Source organism: Kitasatospora sp. NPDC001527, assembly GCF_040298605.1.
In the GTDB taxonomy this organism is placed as follows: domain Bacteria; phylum Actinomycetota; class Actinomycetes; order Streptomycetales; family Streptomycetaceae; genus Kitasatospora.
This window is the reverse complement of sequence record NZ_JBEPAM010000003.1, coordinates 24,662-46,834: the sequence shown is the minus strand read 5'-3', so window position 1 is coordinate 46,834 and position 22,173 is coordinate 24,662. Positions and strand designations below refer to the sequence as shown.

Genomic DNA, 22,173 nt, shown 5'->3' with positions numbered 1-22,173 from the left:
ACCGCCGCGTCTCCCGGGGCCGCCCGCCGTTCCCGGAGACCGACGCATGATCGAACACACCATCGTCCGCGACGACGTGAGCCTCGTCTGCCACGACTGGGGCGGCGACGGTCCGCCGCTGGTGCTCCTGCACGGCCTCGCGGGGCACCTGGGGGAGTGGGACGCCCTCGCCCGCCGCCTGAGCCCCCACCGGCGGGTCGTCGCCGTCGACCAGCGCGGCCACGGCGCGAGCACCCGCCGCCCCGCGGACGTCTCCCGCGCCGCCCACGTCGCCGATGTCGCCGCCGTGATCGACCGGTTGGGCACCGGCCCGGTCACCCTGCTCGGCCAGTCCTACGGCGGCCACGCCGCGATGCTGACCGCCGCCGCCCACCCCGGCCTGGTCGAGGCGCTGGTGATGGTGGAAGCCGGCCCCGGCCGTACGACCCCCGAGGCGGTGGACGGGATCGGAGCCTGGTTCGCCTCCTGGCCCACCCCGTTCGCCACCCGGGAGGCCGCCGCGGAGTTCCTCGGCGGCGGCCCCGTCGGCGCGGGCTGGGCGGCCGGGCTGGAGGAGCGGGAGGACGGCTGGCACCCCCGCTTCGCGGCGGACGTGATGCTCGCGTCCCTCCGGGAGAACACCCACCGCTCCTGGTGGCCCGAGTGGAGCCGGATCACCTGCCCCACCCTGGTCGTCCTCGCCCGGTCCACGATCGTCGAGGCGGAGGATCTGGAACGGATGCTCCACCACCGCCCCGACACCACGGCGGTCAGCATCCCCGGCACCACCCACGACCTCCACCTCGAACGCCCGGAGGCGCTGGCCGCGCTGCTCGACGCCTGCCTCCACGACCTGCCGAGGACCTGACCGCCCGCCCCGGGGGGCCTGCCGTCCACCGACCGGTGGACGGCGGGTTCCACCGGGCAGGCGTGTCGCGGGCCGGGGCCGGTTGCGCAGGATCGCGGGTATGAATCAACTCCCCGTGCGGATGGCCCGCTGGAGCGCCCGGCACGCCCGGACCGCCATCGCCGGCTGGTTCGCCTTCGTCGTCCTCTGCCTCGGCGTCGGCGTGGCCGCCGGCACCCGTGAGGCCACCACCGAGGACTACCGGGTCGGCGAGGCCGGGCGTGCCGAGGCGATCGCCGCCGAAGGGGGCCTGGAGCGCCGGCCCGTGGAACACGTCGTCATCCGCTCCGCCGCCGGGCGACTGGACGCGGCCGCGGCGGCCGCGGCGGCCCGGGACGTCGCCGCGCGCATGCGGGCACTGCCCGGGGTGGCCGGGGTCGCGGAGCCCGTCGGGTCACCGGACGGCGAGGCCGTCCGGGTCTCCGTGGTGCTGAAGGGGCCCGAGCTCGAAGGACGGAAGAACGTCGTCCCGCTCCTGGAACAGACCGCGAAGGCGCAGGAGGCCCACCCGGGACTGATCGTGGAGGAGACCGGCTCGCCCTCCGTCAGCAAGGGCGTCAACGAGCAGCGCGGGAAGGACCTCGCGCTCTCCGAGCGCATCACCCTGCCGGTGACGCTCGTGACGCTGCTGCTCGTCTTCGGCTCGGTGGTGACGGCCTGCGTGCCGCTGCTGCTGGCGCTCTCCTCGATCGCCGCCGCCCTGGGCCTGTCCATGCTGGTCTCGCACCTCGTCCCCGACGCCGGGGTCGGGACCAACATGATCCTGCTCATCGGCCTCGCGGTGGGCGTCGACTACACCCTCTTCCACCTGGAGCGCGAACGCGAGGAACGGGCCCGCGGCGGCGGGCGGCTCGCGCCGGAGGCCCTGGTGGAGCTGGCGGCCGCCACCGCGGGGCGGGCCGTCCTCGTCTCCGGTCTCGCCGTGATCGTCTCCACCGCCACCCTCTACCTGGCCTCGGACGTCATCTTCTCCTCGCTGGCGACGGGCACCATCCTGGTCGTGGCGGTCGCCGTGGCGAGTTCGCTGACCGTGCTGCCCGCCCTGCTGGTGACGATCGGCCGCCGCGCCGAGCGCCGCGCCGGGCGCCGCGCCGGACGCAGGGCGTCGAGGTACCGCTTCGGGCGCCGCACGGCGGACGGCCCCGGCCGGGTGGTCGCCGCCCTGCTCCGGCCCGCGCAGCGGCACCCCGCGCTCACCCTCTGCCTCTCGGCCCTCCTCATGCTCGGCCTGGCGGCGCCCGCCCTCGGCCTGAAACTCGTCGACCCCGGCAAGGACACCTTCTCCCGCGACATCCCCGCGATGCGGGTCCACGACCGGCTCACCGCCGCCTTCCCCGAGCTCCTGACCCGGCACGAGGTCGTCACCCGCGCCGCCCCCGACCGGGCCGCCGAGGTGAAGCGGGCCCTGACCGACCTCGGCCGGCGGGCGCAGGCCGACCCGCTGTTCGCCGCCGGCGCCGAACCGGTGCTGCGCACCTCCGCCGACGGCCGGATCGCCGTCCTGGAGCTGGCCGTCCCGTTCCCCGCCTCCTCGACCGAGGCGATCACCTCCCTCGACCACCTCCGGCGGGTCCATCTGCCCGCCACCGTCGGCTCGTTGGCGGGAACGCGGAGCGCGGTGAGCGGGGACGTGGCGCGGGGCCGTGACTACGTGGCACACGAGCGCTCGACGCTGCCGCTGGTCGTCGGCCTGCTGCTGCTGGCCACCTTCCTGATGACCCTCTGGGCGTTCCGCTCGCCGGTCCTCGGGCTGCTCGGCGTCGTCCTCAACCTGCTGTCCGCGGCGGCCTCGCTGGGCATGCTGGTCGCGGTCTTCCAGGGGACGTGGGCCGAGGGCCTGCTCGCCTTCGACTCGCTGGGCGCGATCGCCTCCCGGGTGCCGCTGTTCCTCTTCGTGATCCTGTTCGGCCTGTCGATGGACTACCAGGTGTTCGTGGTCAGCCGGATCCAGGAGTTCGTCCGCGCCGGGACGCCGGCCCGCGAGGCGGTCCTCGCGGGGATCGGCCGGTCGGCCCGGGTGGTCACCAGCGCGGCGGTCGTGATGGTGACGGTGTTCGGGGCCTTCGTCGCCCTGCACCTCACCGAGATGAAGCAGATGGGCTTCTGTCTGGCCGTGGCCGTGCTGCTGGACGCCGTGGTCGTCCGGCTCATGGTGCTGCCCTCGGCCCTGCTGCTGCTCCGCGACACGGCCTGGTGGCCGCCGAAGCGCCCCCGCCCCCGGCCGCGCCCCCGGCGGGCGATCGTAGGCTGACCGTCATGACGCGTCTCCCGCAGTCCGACGACCGGTTCCGGTTACGCGCGCTCCGCCGGTGGTACGTGGCCGGGTGGGTCGTCCTGGGGATCTTCCCCCCGGTCGTCTCCGTGCTCGACGACGCGGGCGCCACCGCGTACTGGTCGATCGGGCTGTCGGCGGCGCTGGCCCTCTGCTACGCGGGCGTCTCGGCCCGCCCCGGGCGTCCGGTGCTGCGGCCGCAGGCCTTCCTGGGCGTGCTCGTGGCCGCGATGGGGGCACTGGCGCTCGTCCGCGGCGACGGCGCGGCGCTGTTCATCGTCTCGCTCCCCCAGTTCTGGCTGCTCGCCGGGAGCCCGCGCCGGGCGATCGCCCTCAGCGCCCTCGCCGCGGCGGCCACCGTGACCGGCATCGTCCGTCACCAGGCCTGGGACGCCCAGGAGTTCGCCGCGGGCAACGTCGTCTTCACCGTGATCGGCTGGCTGGCGGGCGTGCTCGTCGGGCTCGGGGTGGTCCGGATCGTCGAGCAGAGCGACGAGCGCGCCGGCCGGCTGGGCGCCGAACTGGAGGCCGCCCGGCTGCGGTTGGCCGAGGCGCACCGGCTGCAGGGCGCCACCGAGGAGCGCGAGCGGCTCGCCCGGGAGATCCACGACACCCTGGCGCAGGGGTTCGCCTCCATCATCGTGCTGGCGGAGGCGGCCGCCGCCGGCCTCGGCACCGACCCCGGGCGGGCGGCCCGGCACCTGCTCTCGATCGAGCAGACCGCCCGGGAGAACCTCGCCGAGGCACGGGTGCTGGTGGGGTCGGCCCCGCAGAGCGGGCTCGCGCCCGGCTCGATCGCCGCGACCCTGCGCCGGACCCTGGACCGGTTCACCGAGGACACCGGGCTTCCCGTGACGGCGGAGCTGGCGGACGTCGTGTGCGACCGGCCGACCCGGATCGCGCTCCTGCGCTGCACCCAGGAGTCGCTGGCCAACATCCGCAAGCACGCGGCCGCCTCCCAGGTGGCGGTCGTCCTCGCGCCGGGCGCCTCCGGCGTCGAACTGGAGATCACCGACGACGGAAAGGGGTTCGTGGTGCGGGACTCCCGCGGCTTCGGACTCAACGGCATGCGCCGACGGCTCGCCGAACTCGGCGGCGAGCTCACCGTGACCAGCTCCGTCGGCGACGGCACCCGTGTGCTCGCCGCCCTCCCCGCCGACGGACGGGGGTGACGGCGTGCGACCCGGTACGGGAAGGGTCCGGACCGTCGTGGTCGACGACCACACCGTGATGCGCGCCGGGCTGGTCGCCCTGCTGGCCGCGGAGCCCACCGTCGAGGTCGTCGGCGAGGCCGGCGACGGCCGCGCGGCCGTCGACCTCGTCGCCCGCCTGCGGCCCGAGGTGGCCCTGCTCGACCTGCGGATGCCGGTCCTCGACGGGGCGAGCGCTACCGCCGAGATCACCGCCGCCGGTTCGGCCACCCGCGTGCTGATCCTGACCACCTACGACACCGACGAGGAGATCGAGCGCGCGGTCGAGGCCGGGGCCATCGGCTACCTGCTCAAGGACACCACCCGCGAACGGCTCGTCGACGCCATCCACTCGGCGGCCAGGGGCGAGACCGTGCTGGCCCCGCGGATCGCCGAACGCCTGGTCGCCCGGATGCGCCGCCCCGCCCCCGTCACGCTGACCGCCCGCGAGACCGAGGTGCTGAGCGCCGTCGCCGACGGCCTGTCCAACGTGGAGATCGGCCGCCGCCTCGTCATCACCGAGGCCACCGTGAAGACCCACCTGCTGCGGATCTTCGCCAAACTCGACGTCGGCGACCGCACCCACGCCGTCGTCACCGCCCTCGACCGAGGCCTTCTGGACCGCCGCTAGCGCCCGCCGCCGCCGTCTTGTGGGCGGCGCCCTCGGCGACCGGGGCCGGCTACCAGCCCTGGAGCTCCACCCGCCGCCAGCCCTCGCAGCCGTCCGGCTCGGCGGGAACGGCGGCGAAGTCGTAGCGGACGCTCCCGGGCGCGAGGGCCAGCAGCGAGATCGAGGACGAGCCCCAGATCCGGCCGTCCCCGAACTCGCGCCGCTGGATGAGGGCGGCGGGGTCGTCGAGGGCCAGCCCGTCGCCGGTGACGATCGGCAGCCAGCCGCCCCACGCCTCCCTGGCCGTCGAGGTGTCCGCCCGGGGCCGCGGCCGGGGCTCGGCGGCGAAGCGGGCCCGGAAGTGGGCGGCGCGGGCGGCCATCAGGGCGCGGATCCGCTCGGAGGTGGTGCGGCTCTCGGCCAGCCCCTCCGGCCCGTCGTTGAGGACGACGCTCAGGCCGGTCGGCAGCTCCAGTTCGGTGAGCCGGCCGCCGCTGCCGCCCCAGCTCAGCACCCGCGCGCCGTCGGGCCGGACGATCACCAGGTGGAAGGGGTCGTAGCGGTCGAGGTCGAGGTCCGCGACCCGGCCGCCCCGGACGGCCAGCAGCGGCAGCTCGCCGCGCGACAGCCGCCCGCCCTCCGCCGCCGGGGTGCCGAAACCGTTCAGCAGGCACGCGGCCACCGGCCCCGCACCGCCCGGCTCCACCGCGAGCCACGTCCCGCCCGCGACCAGGTCCAGCCCGCCGACGGCCGAGGGCTGCGCGGGCCAGTGCCGGCCGGGCGGCGCCCACCGCCGTCCGGCGTACTCGTCCCGCACCGACAGCAGCAGCACCGGCACCGCGGCCGCCGGTTCGATGCTCACGAACGCCGTACACACGTCCCGTCCCCCTGCCCTCGTCCGCACCACCCTCCCCGCGATCCTCGCACGCCCGTTCGTGAACCGGCAGTGACACGGTCGTCATCACGAGCTACTGGCGCCCGGGTCTGTTGAGCCGTACCGTTCTCGTGATCTCTGTCGCGCAAATCACTTGTTCACAATGTGGCTACCGGTGCCTCTGCGGGGCCCAGAGAGGAGTCAGGCGTGCTACTCGACTTCAGGGTCTCCAATCACCGTTCATTGAAGGACGAGCAGGATCTGGACCTTCGGGCGGTGTACCGCAAGGACGAGAAGTCGGTCAGAGTCGCCGCGATCTACGGCGCCAACGCCTCCGGCAAGTCCAACGTGCTGCACGCTCTGCGGTTCATGCACGACACCGTGACCGACCAGGACACCGCCTGGAGGGCATCCGGCGGCGAGCGCCAGCAGCCGTTCCTGCTCGACTCCGAGTCGAAGCGGCGCCCGTCGAACTACGCGGTCGACATCCTCGTCGACGGCGTCCGCTACTCCTACGGTTTCGGGGTCAGCGGCGACCTCATCGTCGACGAGTGGCTTTTCTCCTACCCGAAGGGGAGAAAGGTCGTGCTGTTCGACAGGAGCGGCGGAAAGTACCGGACGGGACGCACCCTGAATTCGCCGAAGATCCAGTTGTTGCAGGACCTCACACCGGACGACGGCCTCTTCCTTCTCTACGCGGCCCGCGCGAAGATCGAGGCTCCGCAGGCGGTCTACGACTGGTTCCACCAGTCGCTCTGGTTCACCTCGGACGAGCGGACGAACGTGCGCCTGATGCGCAGCCGGACGCTGCGGATGCTCGGTGACCCGGAGAACTCCGAGCGGATCCAACGCCTGATAAAGGCTGCTGATTTCGGGATCTCGCGGATCGAGCGGCGGGTGAACGACGTGGTGTTCGAGCGGGTTCCCGTCGAGGATCTGGCCGAACCCAATTCGGTGCGCATCAAGACCGACCAGGACGTGACCCGGGTGCTCTACACCGGCGACGAACCGCCGGTCATCCCCGCGGAACTCCTGAGCCGGCCGCGAAGCATCCTCTTCGAACACGCTGGCGCGGAAGTGGCGAAACTCCCCTTCGAGGAGGAGTCCCGCGGCACCCGTGCGTGGTTCGAGGCCGCAGGCTACGTCCTCGCAGCACTGGACCACGGCTGGACCCTGGTGGTCGACGAGCTCGACACCAGCCTTCACCCGCTCCTGCTCGCCCAGCTCGTCCGACTGTTCCAGGGGCCTGGGACGAATCCGGAGGGTGCTCAGCTCGTCTTCACCACGCACGACAGCTCGTTGCTCGGCCGCCACGGGGGAGAGGAACTGCTCCGGCGTGACGAGATCTGGTTGGTGGAGAAGAACGAGCTCGGAGAGTCGCTCCTCTTCCCGCTGACGGACTTCAAGCCCCGGGACGGACTCAACTGGGAGCGGCGGTACCTCGGAGGATCGATCGGGGCCGTGCCGTTCGTGCTCTCCGACGAGCTGGCCGAGGCGGCTGTTCCCGCGGGGAAGGGTGCCGATGAGTAGCTTTCGGACGTCGATTCCGGCCAGTCGGAGGGCTCGGGAGAGACGCCGCGTCCAGCAGCGGATCCTGGTGTTGTGCGGTGCGGCGCAGACCGAGAAGCAGTACTTCGAGGGGTTGCGGAACGAGCGCCGCAAGTCGAACATCGTCGTCAAGGTGCGGGTGGAGACCAGTGATCCCCTGAACGTGGTGCGGGCCGCGGTCAAGCACAGGAACGCCGATCGGGACGTCTTCGACGACTACTGGGTGGTCCTGGACAAGGACGAGTTCGACATCGACCAGGCCATCGGGCTCGCGGAGAAGGAGGGAATCCTCGTCGCGCTGTCGACACCGTGCTTCGAGTACTGGCTGTTGCTGCACTTCTGCGACCACAACGCGCACCTCTCCGCCTACCGCCAAGTCGTCCCGCTGCTCAAGAAGCACGTGGGCGACTACGACAAGAAGTCCATCGACTTCAAGGCCTACAGCGGGCGAGTGGAGGACGCCGTCCAGCGGGCCGGCAAGCGCTGGTCCGTCTGCGGGGGCCAACACCGCAACCCGTCGACCAGCGTTCACGAACTTGTGCGGCACATGATCTGATCGGGTGGCGGGCGACGGACCGGCGTCCGGCCCGGTCGAAGTGGCGCAGGATTTTCGCGTGTGAACGGACCGGGACGGTGGGCCGCGGGCTCCCTAGGCTGGCGGGCATGACGATCACGAACGACAGCACCGACGCCCCCGTGCCCGCCCCGGCGCAGCGGATCTCGCTGCCCGACCTCGCTCCCGAGTACTACAAGGCGATGTTCGCCGTGGAGCGCGCCGCCCGGCAGGGTGTGGACCCGGTGCTCGCGGAGCTGGTCAAGGTGCACGCGTCGATGATCAACGGCTGCGCGTTCTGCATCGACATGCACTCCACCGACGCGCTGAAGCACGGCGAGCAGAACCACCGGCTGCTCGCCCTCCCCGCCTGGCGCGAGACCTCGTGGTTCACCGCCAGGGAGCGCGCCGCGCTCGCGCTGACCGAGTCGGTCACGCTGCTCACCCAGGGCCATGTGCCGGACGCCGTCTACGACGAGGCCGCCGCCCACTTCGAGCCGGCCGAGCTGGCGCAGCTGATCGCGCTGATCATCACCATCAACGCCTGGAACCGGATCGGCGTGACCTCCCGGCTCAGCCCGGCCGCGGCGAAGTGAGGGGCGGGGCGATGTCGACGGAGCAGCGGGAGAAGGCCCGCCGTCTGCGTGAACTCCACCGCCCCGGGGCGCCGTTGGTGCTCGCCAACGTCTGGGACGCGGTGGGCGCCCGGCTGGTCGCGGCCGCCGGGGCGCCGGCCGTCGCCACGGCGAGCGCCAGCGTCAGCTGGGCGCTCGGCAGCGCCGACGGGGACGCCGCCGACCGGGAGGCGGTGCTGGCGCAGACCGCACTGGTGGTCCGCGCGGCCGGGCCGCTGCCGGTCACCGCGGACCTGGAGAGCGGGTTCGCCGACACCGCCGCCGGCGTCGGCGGGACGGTCGCCGCGCTGCTCGCCACCGGCGCGGTGGGCGTCAACCTGGAGGACGGCGACCGGCCCGCGGCCGAGACGGCCGAGCGGATCGCGGCGGCCCGGGCGGCGGCGGACGCGGCCGGCGTGCCGCTGTTCGTGAACGGCCGCACCGACGTCTTCCTGCGGCGGATCGGCGCGCCGCAGGGGCGGTTGGAGGAGGCGGTGGAGCGCCTGCGGGCCTATGTCGCGGCGGGCGCGGACGGCGTCTTCGTGCCGGGGGTGGCCGACCCGGCGGTGATCGCCGCGCTGGTCGAGGCCGTCCCCGCGCCGCTGAACGTGCTGGCCGGGCCGGGTTCGCCGTCCGTGCCGGAGCTGGCGGCGCTGGGCGTGGCCCGGGTCAGCCTGGGGCCGGGCCTGGCGAAGGCGGCCTACGCGGCGGTGCGCCGCGCCGCCGAGGAGGTGTACGCGCACGGCACGTACACCGCGCTCGACGGCGGGCTGGACTACCGGGAGGTGCAGGGGCTGTACCTCACGGAGTGAGCGAGTCGACCGTGCCCACGGCGTGGTCGAGCAGGTTCCCGCGGGCGCAGTGACTGGGCCCGGCGGCGTGGCTGCCGAGCGCGGGGACGACCGCCACCTCCTGCAGACAGGTCGCGGCGGCGCTGAAGTCCCAGCCGTTCGCGCCGGAACCGGGCGCCGGCGCGGACTCAGCAGACCCAGCGAACGCGGGCGCCGGCGCGAGGGCCAGCGCCAGCGCGGCCAGCCCGAGCGCGCGGGGCCGCCGCACGCCGGTCACAGACCGTGCCCGATCTGGCCGCTGAGGCCCGGGTGGGTCATCTGGTCGTTGCCGATGGCCTCGATCTCGGTGGCGGCCTTGCCGACCAGCGGCAGGTCCTTCGCCTCGTGGATGACGAGGTCGGCGGGGGAGAGGGTGAGCCCGTTGGACAGGCCGCCCAGCGCGTCCGGGGAGTTCGCGACGGAGGTGGCGGCGGACGCGGCGGGCACGGCGGCGGCGAGACCGGCCAGGGTGAGGGCGGCCAGGGTGGCGAGTTTCTTCATGAACCCCCCAACGACCCGGGCCGCCCTCGGTCACCGCGCGTCAGACGGTCACCCGGAGCGTCCGCACGCTGTTGCTGACGAACGACCCGATCGGCTCAGGCGCGGGTCCGTCCGCGAGCGCCAGCGCGGGGTAGCGCTCGAACAGCAGCCGCAGCGCCGTCTCCGCCTCCAGCCGGGCGAGCCCGGAGCCGAGGCAGAAGTGCGGCCCGTGCCCGAAGGAGAGGTGCCGGTTCGGCTGCCGGGTGACGTCGAAGCGGTCCGCGTCCGGGTAGTGGGCGCCGTCGCGCCCGGCGGCCGCGTACGAGGCGAGCAGCGCCTCGCCGCGCCGGATCACCGCGTCGCCGACCGGGATGTCCTCGGTCGCGTAGCGCAGCGGGAACTGGCCGACCGGCGAGTCGTGGCGCAGCGTCTCCTCGACGACCGCCGACCACGGCACCGTGCCGTCCAGCACCAGCCGCAGCTGCCCGGGGTGGGCGAGCAGGGCGCGGACGGCGTTGGTGATGAGGTTGAGCGTGGTCTCGTGGCCGGCCACCAGCATCAGCAGCAGGGTGCCGACCAGCTCGCTCTCGCTGAGCCGGTCCTCGTCCGCGCGGGCGGCGATGAGGTCGGTGGTGAGGTCGTCGCCGGGCTCGGCCCGCTTGGCGGCGACCACCGAGGCGAGCAGCGCGAACAGCGAGCGCTGCGCGGCGACGGCGGCCTCGGGGGTGGCGGAGCTGGAGACCAGGGTGTCGGAGAGCTCGTGCAGCTCGTCCTGCTGCCGGGGCGGCAGGCCGAGCAACTCGCCTATCACCTGCATCGGCAGCGGGTAGGCGAAGTGCTCGCGCAGGTCGAAGCCCTCCGCGGCGGCCTCCAGCCCGGCGATCCGGTCGAGCAGCGCGGTGGCGCGGGCCTCGATCGCGGGCTGCAGCGCGGCGACCCGGCGCGGCGTGAACGCCTGGGTGACCAGGCCGCGCAGCCGCCGGTGGTCCTCGCCGTCGGCGGTGATCATGCCGGGCACGGTGACGAAGGTGGTCAGCGGCCAGCCCTCTGGCAGCCGCCCCTCCCGGAACGTCGTCCACAGCTGCGGGTCCTTGCCGACGCGCGGGTCGGCGAGCAGCTGCTGCAGGGTGTCGTGGTGGGTTACTGCCCAGACCACCACCCCGCCAGGGAGCTCCACCAGGACCGCCGGGCCGGCTTCCCGGAGCCGGGCGTTCTCCCCGTGCTGGTCGCGTCCGAGGGCGTCGAGCCGGACGGGCCCGGGCCGGCCGGCCCCGGCTCCGACGGCGCCTCCACCGGGCCCGGCGGGTTCGGCGTGACGGTCGTGTCCTGGTCTTCCGGCAGCTGCGGCGGTGTCCATGCGGAGGGCCTCTCGGGCGCGGGCGGGCGGGGCGGGGTGAAGGCGCTGTACAGCACCGGCAGGCTGGCCAGGGCACGCGACCAGGGCGACGGCCGCCAGGCCAGCTCGTGGGCCGGCACGGCCAGCTGGAGGTCCGGCAGCCGGTGCAGCAGCGTCTCGACGGCGGTCTCGACGATGATCCGCGCCGGGTGCTGGGCCGGACAGACGTGCTTGCCCGCGCCCCACGCCAGGTGCGCCCGGTTGCCGCCGAGACCGGCGTGGCCGAGCGCGCCGGGGCCCTGGGCGGCCGGGTCCGCGTTGGCCGCCGCCAGGCCGAGCACCAGCATGTCGCCCCGGCTGATGTACTGGCCGCCGAGCACGGTGTCGCCGGTGGCCCAGCGGCCGGGGAAGTTCTGCGTCGGCGGGTCGCGCCAGAGCACCTCCTCCAGCGCGTCGGCGACGGTCAGCCGGCCGCCGGTGAGGGTGGCCCGGAACCGGCGGTCGGTGAGCAGCAGCCGCAGCGTGTTGCCGGTCCAGCAGATGGTGGTCTCGTTTCCGGCGACCATCATCACCACCAGGTGGTGCACCGCCTCCTCGTCGGTCAGCGCGGCCGGGTGGGCCAGCAGCCAGGAGGTGAGGTCGGCGCTGGGGGTGGCGCGGCGGCGCTGCACCAGGTCGACCAGAACCGCCTGGAACTCCTGGTTGGCGCGCACCGACTCGGCGCCGCTGTCGGCGATGTGGCTGATCAGCCGGATGAGGTGCGGACCGGCGTCGGCGGGCAGGCCGAGCAGCTGGGTGAAGACCAGCAGCGGCAGCCGGCGGGCGTACTGGGCGACCAGGTCGGCGGTGCCGTCCGGGCCCCAGCTGTCGATCAGCGCGTTGGCGGCGGTCTCGGTGGTCCCGCGCAGCTGCCGGTGGTCGATCCGGGCGAGCGTGTCGGCCACGGCGGCGCGCAGCCGCTGGTGCTCGGCGCCGTCCAGGTTGAGCAGCGTGGGGCGCCAGGAGGTCATCGGCTGCAGCCGCGAGTCGGCGGCCAGCCGGCCCTCGGCGGGCACCCGCCAGCGGCGCGAGTCCTTGGAGAACAGCGCCTCGTTGCGGGTGAGTTCGAGCAGCTCGGGGTAGCCGAGGACGAGCCAGGCCTCGACGCCGGGCTCCAGCTCGATCGGCGCCACCGGGCCGTACTGCTCGCGCAGCCGGGCGTACAGGCCGTGCGGGTCGTCGGCGACGGCGGCGCCGTACAGCGGGGTGAGCGGCACCCCGACGGGCAGTCCGCCGGGCAGCGTGCCGCGGTGGGTCGCGGCGCCGCCCGCGTGGGCGGGGCATCCCGGCGGCGGGACGGCGGCCGTGCCGGCGGGCTCGGGAACGGTCATCGCTGCAGCTCCAGGACGGCGGTGCGGTGCAGGTGGTCGACGAAGTCGATCAGCAGGTCGTACGCCGCCCGGCGGTCCCGCGCGTCGCAGTACAGGATCGGCGCCCCGGGCAGCAGGTCCAGCGCGGAGCGCAGCTCCTCCTCCGGGTAGCTCGGCGCGTCCGGGAAGGTGTTGACCGCCACCGCGAACGGGATCCGCTGCTCCTCCAGCCGGCCGAGCACGTCGAAGCTCTCGTCCGGGCGGCGCAGGTCGACCATGGCGATCGCGCCGAGCGCCCCGCGCGACAGGTCGTCCCAGAGCGGCCAGAACCGCTGCTGGCCGGGCGTGCCGAACAGGTACAGCGCGAGCCGCCGGTTGAGCGTGATCCGGCCGAAGTCCAGCGCCACCGTGGTGGTGGTCTTGCCGGGGCGCCCGGTGAGGTCGTCCACGCCGGCGCTCGCGGCCGTCATGGTCTCCTCGGTGCGCAGCGGGGTGATCTCGCTGAGCGAGCCGACCAGCGTGGTCTTGCCGACCCCGAACGGGCCGGTGACCAGGATCTTCACCGCGCCCTGGACGGACGGCGGCAGGTAGTGCGGGTCGGCGGGCGGGACGGACGGCGCGGCGGCCACCGGGCCGGCGAGCGGGTCAGCGGAGTTGGCGGAGGCCAACGAGCACCTCTTCCAGGAGAGTGGTGGGCAGGCGCTCGGCCTGCGGGACGGGCGGGAGCACCTGGACGGCGCCGAGGTCCCAGAGGTCGCCGACCAGCACCTTGACGACGCCGAGCGGCAGCCCCAGGTGGGCCGCCACCTCGGCGATCGACAGCAGGCTGCGGCAGAGGTCGACGATCCGCTGGTGCTCACGGTTGAGCAGCGCGTCCTCGGGCAGCTCGGGCCGGTCCGGTAACGCGCTGACCAGGCTCTCGATCGCCAGCTCGGGGCGGGTGGAGCGGCTGCGGCCGCCGGTGATGACGTAGGGGCGGACCGGGCCGCCGCTCACCGGTGACCCCCCGCCGCGAGGTCGGCGCGCGGCGGGCTGGTGAGGTGGGTGCCGATCCGCTCGACGAGGACCTGCATCTGGTAGGCGACCAGGCCGGCGTCGACGGCCTCGCCGGTCACCACGGCCAGGTGGGCGCCGGCGCCGGCGGCGACGATGAAGAGGTAGCCGCCGCCGTACTCGATGATGATCTGCCGGGTGGCGCTGTGGTGGCCGCCGAAGCCCTGGGCGACGCCGCGGGCCAGCGACTGCAGGCCGGAGCAGGCGGCGGCGAGCCGTTCGGCGTCCTCGCGGACGATGTTCTCGCTGCGCCCGATCTCCAGGCCGTCGTTGGACACCACGACGGCGTGCTGGACCTCGGGGACGTTGATGATGTCGGCGAGCAGCCAGCCGAGGTCAGGGGTGGTGGTCATGGAACTCTCCGGAGCGCTGGGGAAGCTGGGGGGAAGCGGGAAGGGAAGGGTCGTGCGGGGCCGGGGCCGGGGAGTGTCCCGGGGGAGGGAACCCGTCCCGGTCCTGGCCGAACGGGCCGCGGGGGAGGGCCCGGTCCTGCTGCGCCGCCGGGTCCTGCGACGCCGCCTGGTCCTGGTACGGGGTCCGGGGCCGGTACGCCGTCTGGGCCTGGGAGTTGGCCCGGGCGGCCGAGCGGCCGCTGGCGGTACCGGCCTGGAACATCGCCATGAACGCCTGCGCCTGCTGCGCCGAGCGGTACGGCGGGGCCGGCGGCGGGGCGGAGGCGGCGGTGGCCGCGTGCCGGGTGGCGGCGCGGCCGCGCCGGTGGCTCCGGCGGGGCAGCGGCGGCGGGGTGGTGCCGGGCTCCGGCACCTCGCCCGCCGGAGGGCCGCCCGCCGGGGTCGCGGCGGACGGTGCGGCCGGGGGCTGCCCGATCGGGGGCTGCCCGGCCGGCGGCTGCCCGATCGGCGGGTACCCGGGAGAGGGGTACGCGGGCGGGTAGCCGGGGGCGGACGCGGGGTCGTACGGGGCGGCCGAGCCCTGGCCGGGCCGCACGGGCGCGGCTCCGTACCCGGTGCCGCGGCCCGTCCCGCCCGACGGCGGGGCGCCGCGGCGCTGGCCGCCCCCGAACACCGCGTCGTCCATGCCCAGGCCGGGCACGGTCGGCGGCAGCGGTTCGGTGAGCAGCGCGTTCGGCAGCAGCACCACGACCCGCACCCCGCCGTACGGCGAGGGCGCGGAGCTGAGGGTGACCCGGAACCCGTACTGCTCGGCGAGCCGGCCGACCGCCGCCAGGCCGAGCTGCGGCACCTCGCCGAGCCGGGAGATCTCCACCGTGGAGCCGCCGGCCAGGGCGGCGGAGGCCTTGGCCACGGCCTGCTCGGGCATGCCGACGCCGCCGTCGTCGATCTCGATGACGGCGCCGTTGTGCACGGGCATCAGGGTGACGAACACCTGGGTGCTGGGCGGGGAGTAGCGGGTGGCGTTGTCCAGCAGTTCGGCCACGGCGTGGATCAGCGCCTCGGCGGCCGCGCCGACCACCGCGGTCTCGATCCGGCTGCGGATCATCACCCGCTGGAAGGGCAGGATGCGCGACTGGGCGCCGCGCACGACGTCCTCCAGCGAGACCGGCTCCGGCCAGTGGCGGCCGGCCCGGGCGCCGCAGAGCACGGCCAGCGTCTGGGCGAGCCGGGCCTGTTGGGCGGCGGCGTGGTCGGCCTTGAGCAGGCCCTCCAGCAGGGCCGGGTCGTCGTGGGTGCGCTCCATCTCGTCCAGCAGGGCCTGCTGGTCGTGCGCCATCACCAGGATCCGGCGGGCGACGCTGAGGAAGGCCCGCTGGGTGGAGGCGGTGAGCTCCTGCTCGTGCTGGACGGCGGCCAGTTCGGCGTTGCGGCGGGACAGTTCGGCGGCGAGCCGGTCCCGGAGCCCGGCGATCTCGCGCTGCTGTTCGGAGACCCGGCGGCGCTGGGTGGCGGCGACCGCGCGGTAGCGGGCGGCGGCCACGAGGGCGAGGACGGCGAGCACGCCTGTTGCCGTTGCGCACCACTGAGTCATCGTCACGCGGCGAATTCTAGGGTGATGATCCTACGAAGGTGTGACCGGATCTCGCCAAGTGACCGGATCTCGTCTATATCCTGTCAATACCGCGCCAATCCGCACGGCTTCGGACTCGACCGGACGCTCCGTGGACCCCCGATCGGTGTCCCATCAGCCCCACTGGTGCACAGCTGACAACCGGTGCAACAGCAGCAACGCGACGTCGTCCGGCCGCGAACGCCGTTCGGTGACGTTCAGGGTGAGCAGATCGGCCAGTCTCTCCAGGGCCGGGCCGGGCTCCAGCCACACCGGACCGGCGTTGCGGGCCCACAGCTCCAGTCCGCCGAGCATCCGCTGCACCGACTCGTCGTAGTCCTCCTCGCGGTCCTCCACCAGGCCGTCGGTGTAGGCCAGCAGCGTCTCGCCGGGCGTCAGGTGCTCCACCGCCAGCGGGTACGGCCGGTCCGGGGCGACGCCCAGCGGCGGGCCGCCCGGCAGATCCAGCTCCACCGCCCGGGCGTCCTCGGTGACCCGCACCGGGGCCGGATGCCCGGCGCGGGCGGCCCGCAGCGTGCCGTCGGCCGGGTCCAGGGTGAGGTAGAGGCAGGTGGCGAACAGCTCGGTGTCCATCTCGGCGAGCAGCCGGCTGGTCCGGGCCAGCGTGGCGGCGGGATCGTGCCCGTCGGTCGCGTACGCGCGCAGCCCGCTGCGCAGCTGGCCCATCACCGCCGTGGCCTCGGCGTTGTGGCCCTGGACGTCGCCGATCACCAGGCCGATCCGGCCGCCGGGCAGCCGCAGCAGGTCGTACCAGTCGCCGCCGATCTGCATGCCCTCGGTGCTCGGCAGGTAGCGGGCGGCGCTGGCGATCCCGGGCAGCCGGGGCAGGGTGCGCGGCAGCATCGCGCGTTGCAGTTCGGTGGCCCGGTGGTGGTGGGTGTCGTAGAGGCGGGCCCGTTCCAGGGACTGCGCGAGGATGCCCGCGAAGGCGGAGTAGAGGGTGCGGTCCTCGCGGCTGAAGACCCGCTCGGTGGCGAAGGTGATCAGACAGGAGCCGACCTGCCGGCCGGAGGCGACCAGCGGGAGCACCGCCCACGCGGCCGGGGCGAGCGGTCCCCCCGTGCCGGCCGGCGCCGGCCGCCCGGGCCCGCGGTCCCGTCCACGCCCCCGTCCGCGCCGGGCCGGCTCGCTGAACAGCGGGGTCGAACGGGCCAGCGCGCGCTGCATCACGCCCTCCGACAGGTCGGCCAGCCGGGTCAGCTCGGTGCGCCGGGGGCCGCCGTAGACGGTGTGCGCGACGGGCAGCAGCCGGCCCTCGTCGACCAGGTCCAGCACGATGCCGGCCGCCCCGAAGGCGGGCCGGGCGACGTCGGTCACGGCCGTGGTGACGTCCCGGACGGTGACCGCCCGGGACAGCGCCCGGGTGAGCGCCAGCAGCAGCGCCGACCGGGCCCCGGCGGCGGACGCCCCGGCCGCCGCCCCGTCGGCGTTCGCCCCGGCGTTCCTCCCGGCGGCCCCGGTGCGCGCGCGGCGTCCGCCCCAGCGGCCGGCGGGCGGGCGCTCCTCGGGGGAGCGGCCGTGGTCGAGGTCGGCGATCAGCCCGGAGATCCGTACCGGGCGGCGGTGCACGTCCAGCATGACCTCGCCGGTCTCCTCGATCCGGGTCACCCCGCCGCCCCGGTGCGGCACCCGGTAGCGGATCCGGTACGGGCCGCCGGTGGAGAGCGCCTCGGCGAGCGCGGCCTGGACGTCCGGCAGGTCCTCGGGGTGGACGACCAGGTCGAGGTCGGGCGCGGGGGCGGGCCCGCCGTCCGGTGGCGCGGGGCGGCCGACCAGCCGCAGCGCCTGGGCGTCCCAGTGGGTCTCGCCGGTGACCAGGTCGCGCTCGAAGGCGCCGTGCCCGGCGGCGCGGACGGCGAGCGAGAGCAGCGGGTGGGCCGTGCCGGCGGCCGGGTCGCCGTCGGCGCGGGGCCCGGGGCGCACCCCGTGCGGCGCGGCGCCCCCGGTGCGCGGCGCCGTGAGCGCTCCGGCGTGCTCCAGCAGGTAGGCCAGCCGGTGCGCGCAGGCGTCCGCCAGGGTCTCCAGCACGTCCAGGTCGCGCTGCGGGACGGCGCCCCGGTGGGCGAGCGCGAGGGCGAGCACGCCGATCGGCTGCTCGTCGACCACCATCGGCAGGGTGATGACGGCGACCATCCCGGTGCCCATCCCGGCGTTCCGGTTCGGGTAGTCGACGCTGGTGCGTTCGGGGCTCAGCAGATAGGGGCGGCGCAGCTTCAGGGCCATCGCGGCGGGCAGCTCACTGGCCGGGTCGACCACGCTGTAGCGCTCGTGCGCCCAGTCGGGCAGGCCGTGCGAGGCGGAGAGCCGGAGCATTCCGGCGCCGTCCAGCAGATAGAGGGCCGAGCCCTCGCCGGTGATCCAGCCCGGGCCCTCGGCGAGCACGGTGCCGAGCAGTTCGGCGGCGCTGGTGCAGCCGAGCAATAAGCGGACGCAGCGCATGGCACTGCGCGCGGTGGGGCTGCTGCGCGGGTCCACGGGACGGCCGGCCTCTCCGGTTCCTTATGGGGCAGTTAATTCTTAATACCTTATTTCTTAAGCGGGTGAGGCGTGGGGAGAACGGCGGGTCCCGGGGCGCCCGAGTTTCCGGGGACGCCCGGTGTGCGGAGACCCCCGCCGGGTCCGGTACCCTTCTCCGTACGACGTCCGCCGCCAGGCGGGCCGGACGGTACGGGGCTATAGCTCAGACGGTTAGAGCGCTTCCCTGATAAGGAAGAGGCCACAGGTTCAAGTCCTGTTAGCCCCACACCACACCGAAGGGCCCGGAGCATCCCGCTCCGGGCCCTTCGGCGTTCCCCGCTCCCCGCGGTTACCGGGCCTCCCCGGGCCGCCGCTCAGGGGCGCGGCCAGTCGCGCAGGCCGGCGGTCAGCACGGTGATCATGCGGTCCTGGGTCCGCCCGAGGTCCTCGGCGAGCTGGAAGGCGCCGCCGGTCGACAGCGCGGCGAAGCCGTGGGCCAGCGAGCGGAAGGTGCGGGCGGCGTGGATCGCCTCGGACCCCTCCAGTCCGTACCCGCGCAGCACCGCGACGATCACCCCGACCAGCCGGCCGGCCGCCTCGGTCAGGTCCTGGTCCGGCTGCGGCGCCTGCGGCAGGGCCGCGTAGCGGTGCGGGCGCTCGGTGGCGTACGCGTGGTACGCCCGCAGGACGGCGGCGACCGCGGCGTCCCCGCTGCGGCCGAGCGCCGCCTCGGCGAGCCGGTCGGCCAGCTCCTCGGTCACCCGGACGGCCACCAGCCGGCGCAGCTCGGCCAGGCCGCCGCTGACGTGCTTGTACAGCGAGGGGGTGGCGACCCCGGCGCGGGCGGCCACGGCGGCCAGGGTGAGGGCCTCGGGGCCCTGCTCGTCGATGAGGGCGAGGGCGTGGCCGACGACCTGCTCGGGGGTCAGTCCGACTCGGGGCATGCGGTTCTCCTGGCTGGGTGCGGTGCGGTGCGGTGCGGGACGGGATCGGGCGGGTCGGGACGGCGGGACGGGCGCGGGGCGGGGGCGGCGGCGCTCAGGCCAGGCCGGCGAGGAAGGACAGCAGGGCGTCGGCCGTGGCCCGCGGGTGGTCGGCCATCGGGTAGTGTCCCGCCCCCTCGATCATCACCTTGCGCGCGTTCAGCGCGGCGGCCTGCCGGTCGGCGACCAGCTCCGGCTTCCCGAAGTCGGGATCCTTCGAGCCCATCACGACCAGCGCCGGGCAGCGCACGGCGGCGGTCCAGCCGGTGGGCGCCGAGTCGCCGCGCACGTAGCCGCGGGTGGCGGTCCTGCGGCCGGGGGTGCGCATCGCGGCGACCAGCGCGGCCACGTACTCCTCGTGGTCGGCCGGCTTGGGGCCCGGGTAGGCCATCCTGCGGTGGTAGAGGCCCCAGAACGCGGGCGAGCGCACCAGCAGCGCGCCCATCGCGCCGACCGCCAGGCGCTGCAGGGCGCCCGCCGGCACGTTCTCGACGAAGGCGTCGATCAGGACGATCCCGGCGACCCGCTCGGGGGCGTCCCCGGCGGCCCTGACGACGCTGGCGCCGGTGTAGGAACTGCCCGCCAGCACGGCCCGCTCGATGCCCAGGTGGTCCAGCAGGGCGAGGACGTCACCGGCGATCGCGGCGGGGGAGTAGTCGTCCCAGAGGATCGAGGACTCGCCGAAGCCGCGCAGGTCCATGGTGATCACCCGGCGGCCGGCGGCGGCCAGCAGCGGGCGCAGGTGCCGGTACGCGGCCCGACTGTCGAGCATCCCGGGGAGCAGGACGACCGGGGCGCCCTCGCCGCGCCCGGTGTCGTCGAAGGCGATCCGGCCGCCGGGCAGGTCGAGGTGGCGGGTGACGGGAGCGGTGGTGCCGTTCATGGGGAGCCTCCTGGGGCGGGACCGTCGGCGGAGCGCCGATAGCCATAAAGCTAAGGCTAATAGCCTTAGCCGTCAAGCTATCGGCGCGTCCGGCACGACCGGCCCGCCCGCGGGGCGGCTCAGACGCCCTCGACCTTGAACGGGTCGTGCTCGGTCAGCAGCTTGTCCAGCCGCGCCTGGTCGACCCGGGTCACCAGCTCGGTGGTCTCCTGCCGGTCCCGGACCACCTTGGACAGGGTGAACGTGGAGGTGATCGTGTAGAGCAGGCCGAGGGCGAGGAACGCCCGGGTCCAGGGCTCCACCGGGAGGAAGGCGATCCCGATGCCGAGGGCGGCGGCGGAGAGGGTGAAGGACAGCACGGCCTGGATGTAGTACGCGGCCGTGGTGCGGGACTGCATCGGTGTGCTCATGGGCGCCAGGATGGCCGCGCCGCGCCCGCCCGCACATGAGTAGGCGTACTCAAGTGAGGGGCCGTTCGTTGACGTCCCGACACGTTCGGTAGTGTCAGTTGTCATCAAACGTCCCAAATCGCCCACCGGGCAGCGTGGTGCCCGATCCGTATCCCGCCGTCACCAACGGATGGCTTGGAATCGGGGGGCTCTCGGATTAACGTTTGATAACGCAGCGCGGTCCGCAACGCCGTACCCAGACGGCACCGTGCGCCGTCGCCTAATCCCGCCGGCCGGCCTCCGGGCAGGCCAGGGAGCCGGGGAACCACGTTCCTTGGGGTGAATCGGCCGGGTCAGGCCCCGTCCAGGCCCAGCCGTAGGAGACCTTCCTGCTCCGAACCCGTCAGCTAACCCGGTAGGCGCGAAGGAAGGAAAGGAGCGCGCCTCCGTGGCGTCGACGCACACCCCGGCACATCCGTCCGGCTCCTCCACCGGCACCCGGCTGCTCGACCACCCGGGCCCGTACACCGGGCACGGCCCGTTCGGCGGCCCCGCCGACGAGACCGCCCCGCCGGCCGACCCGACCAGCCGGCACCGGATGCCCCGCCAGACCCGCGGCACCGCCCCGCTGCTCGGCGTCACCGCCGTCGCCGCCACCCTGGGCGCCACCGGCTTCGCCTCCGCCACCCCGGCCGCCGCGCCGGCGGTCGAGGCGCCCGACGAACAGCCGGTCGCGCTCTCCGCCGACCCCGGCCTCGCCCTCGCCGCCCGCATCCAGCTGCAGGCCGACAGCCAGCGCACCGCGGCCGAGGAGAACGCCCGCGTCCAGGCCGCCCAGGAGGCCGAGGCCAAGCGGGCCGCCCAGATCGCCCAGCAGGAGCAGGCCAGGCGCGCCGCCGAGGAGGCCGAGAAGGCCAAGCTCGCCGCCATCAAGCTGCCGGTGAAGGACTACCGGCTCTCCGCCCACTACGGGCAGAGCGCCCGCTACTGGGCCCACCTGCACACCGGCCTCGACTTCGCCGCCGACCAGGGCGAACCCGTCTACGCGGTCGGCCAGGGCACCATCACCTCGGCCGGCTGGGCCGGCGCCTACGGCTACCGGATCGTCGAGACCCTGCCCGACGGCACCGAGATCTGGTACTGCCACCTCTCCTCGATCATCAAGGGCTCCGGCAAGGTCGTCCCCGGCCAGCAGATCGGCAAGGTCGGCGCCACCGGCAACGTCACCGGCGCCCACCTGCACGTCGAGGTCCGCCCCGGCGGCGGCGCCCCCGTCGACCCGGAGAGCTGGTTCGAGCAGCACGGCGTCACCCCCTGACGCCTCCCGTCGGACACTGTGAGGGCTCCGCCCCGCCGGATCGCGTCCGGCGGGGCGGAGTTCTTCCAAGGGGGGATCAGCAGGTGACGGGCGCGGTGACGGTCGCGGTCGCCCCGTAGCCCCACGTGGTGGTCACGAGGGTGGCCGTCACGGTGGAGCCGCACGGCGCGGTGGCCGCGAGGTAGCCGAACCCGCGCCCGCCGGGCGGGAGTATGCCGGTCCCGCTGTCGGTGCCGAGCGACGCGCCGCCGACGACGCCGAGGGTCAGGCTGTACGAGGCGTCCTGCGCCGTCCAGCCGGGGGTCGGCGTCGTGTAGCCGCCGGCCGTCACGCCGGCGCCGTCGACCGTGACGCAGACGCGGTTCTGGAGGACACCGGCGAAGCCGTTGGCGCAGGTGCTCGTCGCGGCGGCCGCGGTGGTCGCCGTCGTGCCCGTGGTCTGCGCGGTGGCCTGGGCGGCGCCCGCGACACCGAGCGAGGACAGCGCGGTGGCGGCCGCCAGGATGGCGGAGAAACGATTCATCAGAATTCTCTCCTTCGAGAACGGGCAAAGGGAACCGTG

Annotated in this window: 23 protein-coding genes, 1 tRNA gene and 1 riboswitch; of the genes, 10 read left to right on the top strand and 14 right to left on the bottom strand. The window is 74.7% G+C overall.

The window, feature by feature from the left end:
- Positions 1–46 precede the first annotated feature (46 nt).
- From ABT238_RS03760 to ABT238_RS03745, 4 genes are all read left to right on the top strand, one after another.
- Positions 47–847, top strand: coding sequence for an alpha/beta fold hydrolase (locus tag ABT238_RS03760; protein ID WP_350560151.1), 801 nt, complete (start codon positions 47–49; stop codon positions 845–847).
- A 100-nt stretch (positions 848–947) separates the two neighbouring features.
- Positions 948–3,137: an MMPL family transporter gene (locus ABT238_RS03755; RefSeq protein ID WP_350755440.1), complete on the top strand. Its 2,190-nt coding sequence runs from the start codon at positions 948–950 to the stop codon at positions 3,135–3,137.
- Between the two features lie 5 nt (positions 3,138–3,142).
- Positions 3,143–4,330 (top strand): sensor histidine kinase, encoded by a 1,188-nt coding sequence (locus ABT238_RS03750; protein ID WP_350755439.1) that lies wholly within the window; start codon positions 3,143–3,145, stop codon positions 4,328–4,330.
- 37 nt (positions 4,331–4,367) lie between these two features.
- Positions 4,368–4,979, top strand: coding sequence for a response regulator (locus tag ABT238_RS03745; protein WP_350560145.1), 612 nt, complete (start codon positions 4,368–4,370; stop codon positions 4,977–4,979).
- A gap of 49 nt (positions 4,980–5,028) precedes the next feature.
- Here ABT238_RS03745 and ABT238_RS03740 read toward each other — a convergent pair whose 3' ends face one another.
- Positions 5,029–5,820 (bottom strand): NRDE family protein, encoded by a 792-nt coding sequence (locus ABT238_RS03740; RefSeq protein WP_350755438.1) that lies wholly within the window; start codon positions 5,818–5,820, stop codon positions 5,029–5,031.
- Positions 5,821–6,039: 219 nt separating this feature from the next.
- On the opposite strand from ABT238_RS03740, the gene ABT238_RS03735 reads away from it, so the two are divergent.
- From ABT238_RS03735 to ABT238_RS03720, 4 genes are all read left to right on the top strand, one after another.
- Complete coding sequence (locus ABT238_RS03735; protein ID WP_350560141.1) at positions 6,040–7,362, top strand: AAA family ATPase; 1,323 nt, start codon at positions 6,040–6,042, stop codon at positions 7,360–7,362.
- Positions 7,355–7,936, top strand: a complete 582-nt coding sequence (locus ABT238_RS03730; RefSeq protein WP_350560139.1) for an RloB family protein — start codon at positions 7,355–7,357, stop codon at positions 7,934–7,936. Before ABT238_RS03735 ends, ABT238_RS03730 begins: the two co-directional genes overlap by 8 nt.
- 107 nt (positions 7,937–8,043) lie before the next feature.
- Positions 8,044–8,529: a carboxymuconolactone decarboxylase family protein gene (locus ABT238_RS03725; RefSeq protein WP_350755437.1), complete on the top strand. Its 486-nt coding sequence runs from the start codon at positions 8,044–8,046 to the stop codon at positions 8,527–8,529.
- A gap of 11 nt (positions 8,530–8,540) precedes the next feature.
- Positions 8,541–9,359, top strand: coding sequence for an isocitrate lyase/PEP mutase family protein (locus ABT238_RS03720; RefSeq protein ID WP_350560135.1), 819 nt, complete (start codon positions 8,541–8,543; stop codon positions 9,357–9,359).
- Here the strand turns inward: ABT238_RS03720 and ABT238_RS03715 are convergent.
- The 9 genes from ABT238_RS03715 to ABT238_RS03675 form a co-directional block, all read right to left on the bottom strand.
- Positions 9,349–9,606, bottom strand: coding sequence for a hypothetical protein (locus ABT238_RS03715; RefSeq protein WP_350560133.1), 258 nt, complete (start codon positions 9,604–9,606; stop codon positions 9,349–9,351). The two genes, ABT238_RS03720 and ABT238_RS03715, sit on opposite strands and share 11 nt — an antisense overlap.
- 5 nt (positions 9,607–9,611) lie before the next feature.
- Positions 9,612–9,878, bottom strand: a complete 267-nt coding sequence (locus ABT238_RS03710; RefSeq protein ID WP_350560131.1) for a hypothetical protein — start codon at positions 9,876–9,878, stop codon at positions 9,612–9,614.
- A 40-nt stretch (positions 9,879–9,918) separates the two neighbouring features.
- Entirely contained in the window at positions 9,919–11,013 is a 1,095-nt protein-coding gene (locus ABT238_RS03705) for a cytochrome P450 family protein (protein ID WP_350560129.1), read from the bottom strand.
- Positions 10,998–12,563, bottom strand: a complete 1,566-nt coding sequence (locus ABT238_RS03700; RefSeq protein WP_350560127.1) for a cytochrome P450 — start codon at positions 12,561–12,563, stop codon at positions 10,998–11,000. The genes ABT238_RS03705 and ABT238_RS03700 overlap by 16 nt, the downstream gene beginning before the upstream one ends.
- Positions 12,560–13,171: a GTP-binding protein gene (locus tag ABT238_RS03695; RefSeq protein ID WP_502884129.1), complete on the bottom strand. Its 612-nt coding sequence runs from the start codon at positions 13,169–13,171 to the stop codon at positions 12,560–12,562. Before ABT238_RS03695 ends, ABT238_RS03700 begins: the two co-directional genes overlap by 4 nt.
- A gap of 16 nt (positions 13,172–13,187) precedes the next feature.
- Complete coding sequence (locus tag ABT238_RS03690; RefSeq protein ID WP_350560125.1) at positions 13,188–13,538, bottom strand: DUF742 domain-containing protein; 351 nt, start codon at positions 13,536–13,538, stop codon at positions 13,188–13,190.
- A complete protein-coding gene (locus ABT238_RS03685; RefSeq protein ID WP_350560123.1) occupies positions 13,535–13,948 on the bottom strand; it encodes a roadblock/LC7 domain-containing protein in 414 nt (137 codons plus the stop codon). Before ABT238_RS03685 ends, ABT238_RS03690 begins: the two co-directional genes overlap by 4 nt.
- Entirely contained in the window at positions 13,932–15,542 is a 1,611-nt protein-coding gene (locus tag ABT238_RS03680) for an ATP-binding protein (protein ID WP_350755577.1), read from the bottom strand. Before ABT238_RS03680 ends, ABT238_RS03685 begins: the two co-directional genes overlap by 17 nt.
- 153 nt (positions 15,543–15,695) lie before the next feature.
- A complete protein-coding gene (locus ABT238_RS03675; RefSeq protein WP_350755436.1) occupies positions 15,696–18,056 on the bottom strand; it encodes a SpoIIE family protein phosphatase in 2,361 nt (786 codons plus the stop codon).
- A gap of 194 nt (positions 18,057–18,250) precedes the next feature.
- Between ABT238_RS03675 and ABT238_RS03670 the strand changes: the two genes are divergently transcribed.
- Positions 18,251–18,324, top strand: a tRNA-Ile gene (locus ABT238_RS03670).
- An 88-nt stretch (positions 18,325–18,412) separates the two neighbouring features.
- On the opposite strand, the gene ABT238_RS03665 is transcribed toward ABT238_RS03670, so the two are convergent.
- The 3 genes from ABT238_RS03665 to ABT238_RS03655 all read right to left on the bottom strand — a co-directional run bounded on the left by ABT238_RS03665 (position 18,413) and on the right by ABT238_RS03655 (position 20,314).
- Positions 18,413–18,982, bottom strand: coding sequence for a TetR/AcrR family transcriptional regulator (locus ABT238_RS03665; protein WP_350560119.1), 570 nt, complete (start codon positions 18,980–18,982; stop codon positions 18,413–18,415).
- Positions 18,983–19,076: 94 nt separating this feature from the next.
- Positions 19,077–19,904 (bottom strand): alpha/beta fold hydrolase, encoded by an 828-nt coding sequence (locus ABT238_RS03660; protein WP_350560117.1) that lies wholly within the window; start codon positions 19,902–19,904, stop codon positions 19,077–19,079.
- Positions 19,905–20,023: 119 nt separating this feature from the next.
- Complete coding sequence (locus ABT238_RS03655) at positions 20,024–20,314, bottom strand: YiaA/YiaB family inner membrane protein (RefSeq protein ID WP_350560115.1); 291 nt, start codon at positions 20,312–20,314, stop codon at positions 20,024–20,026.
- Between the two features lie 246 nt (positions 20,315–20,560).
- Positions 20,561–20,729: riboswitch (cyclic di-AMP (ydaO/yuaA leader) on the top strand.
- Positions 20,730–20,741: 12 nt separating this feature from the next.
- Here ABT238_RS03655 and ABT238_RS03650 point away from each other — a divergent pair.
- A complete protein-coding gene (locus tag ABT238_RS03650) occupies positions 20,742–21,611 on the top strand; it encodes a M23 family metallopeptidase (RefSeq protein WP_350560113.1) in 870 nt (289 codons plus the stop codon).
- Positions 21,612–21,687: 76 nt separating this feature from the next.
- Here the strand turns inward: ABT238_RS03650 and ABT238_RS03645 are convergent, their stop codons facing one another.
- Positions 21,688–22,134, bottom strand: coding sequence for a hypothetical protein (locus ABT238_RS03645; protein ID WP_350560111.1), 447 nt, complete (start codon positions 22,132–22,134; stop codon positions 21,688–21,690).
- Between the last annotated feature and the right edge of the window lie 39 nt (positions 22,135–22,173).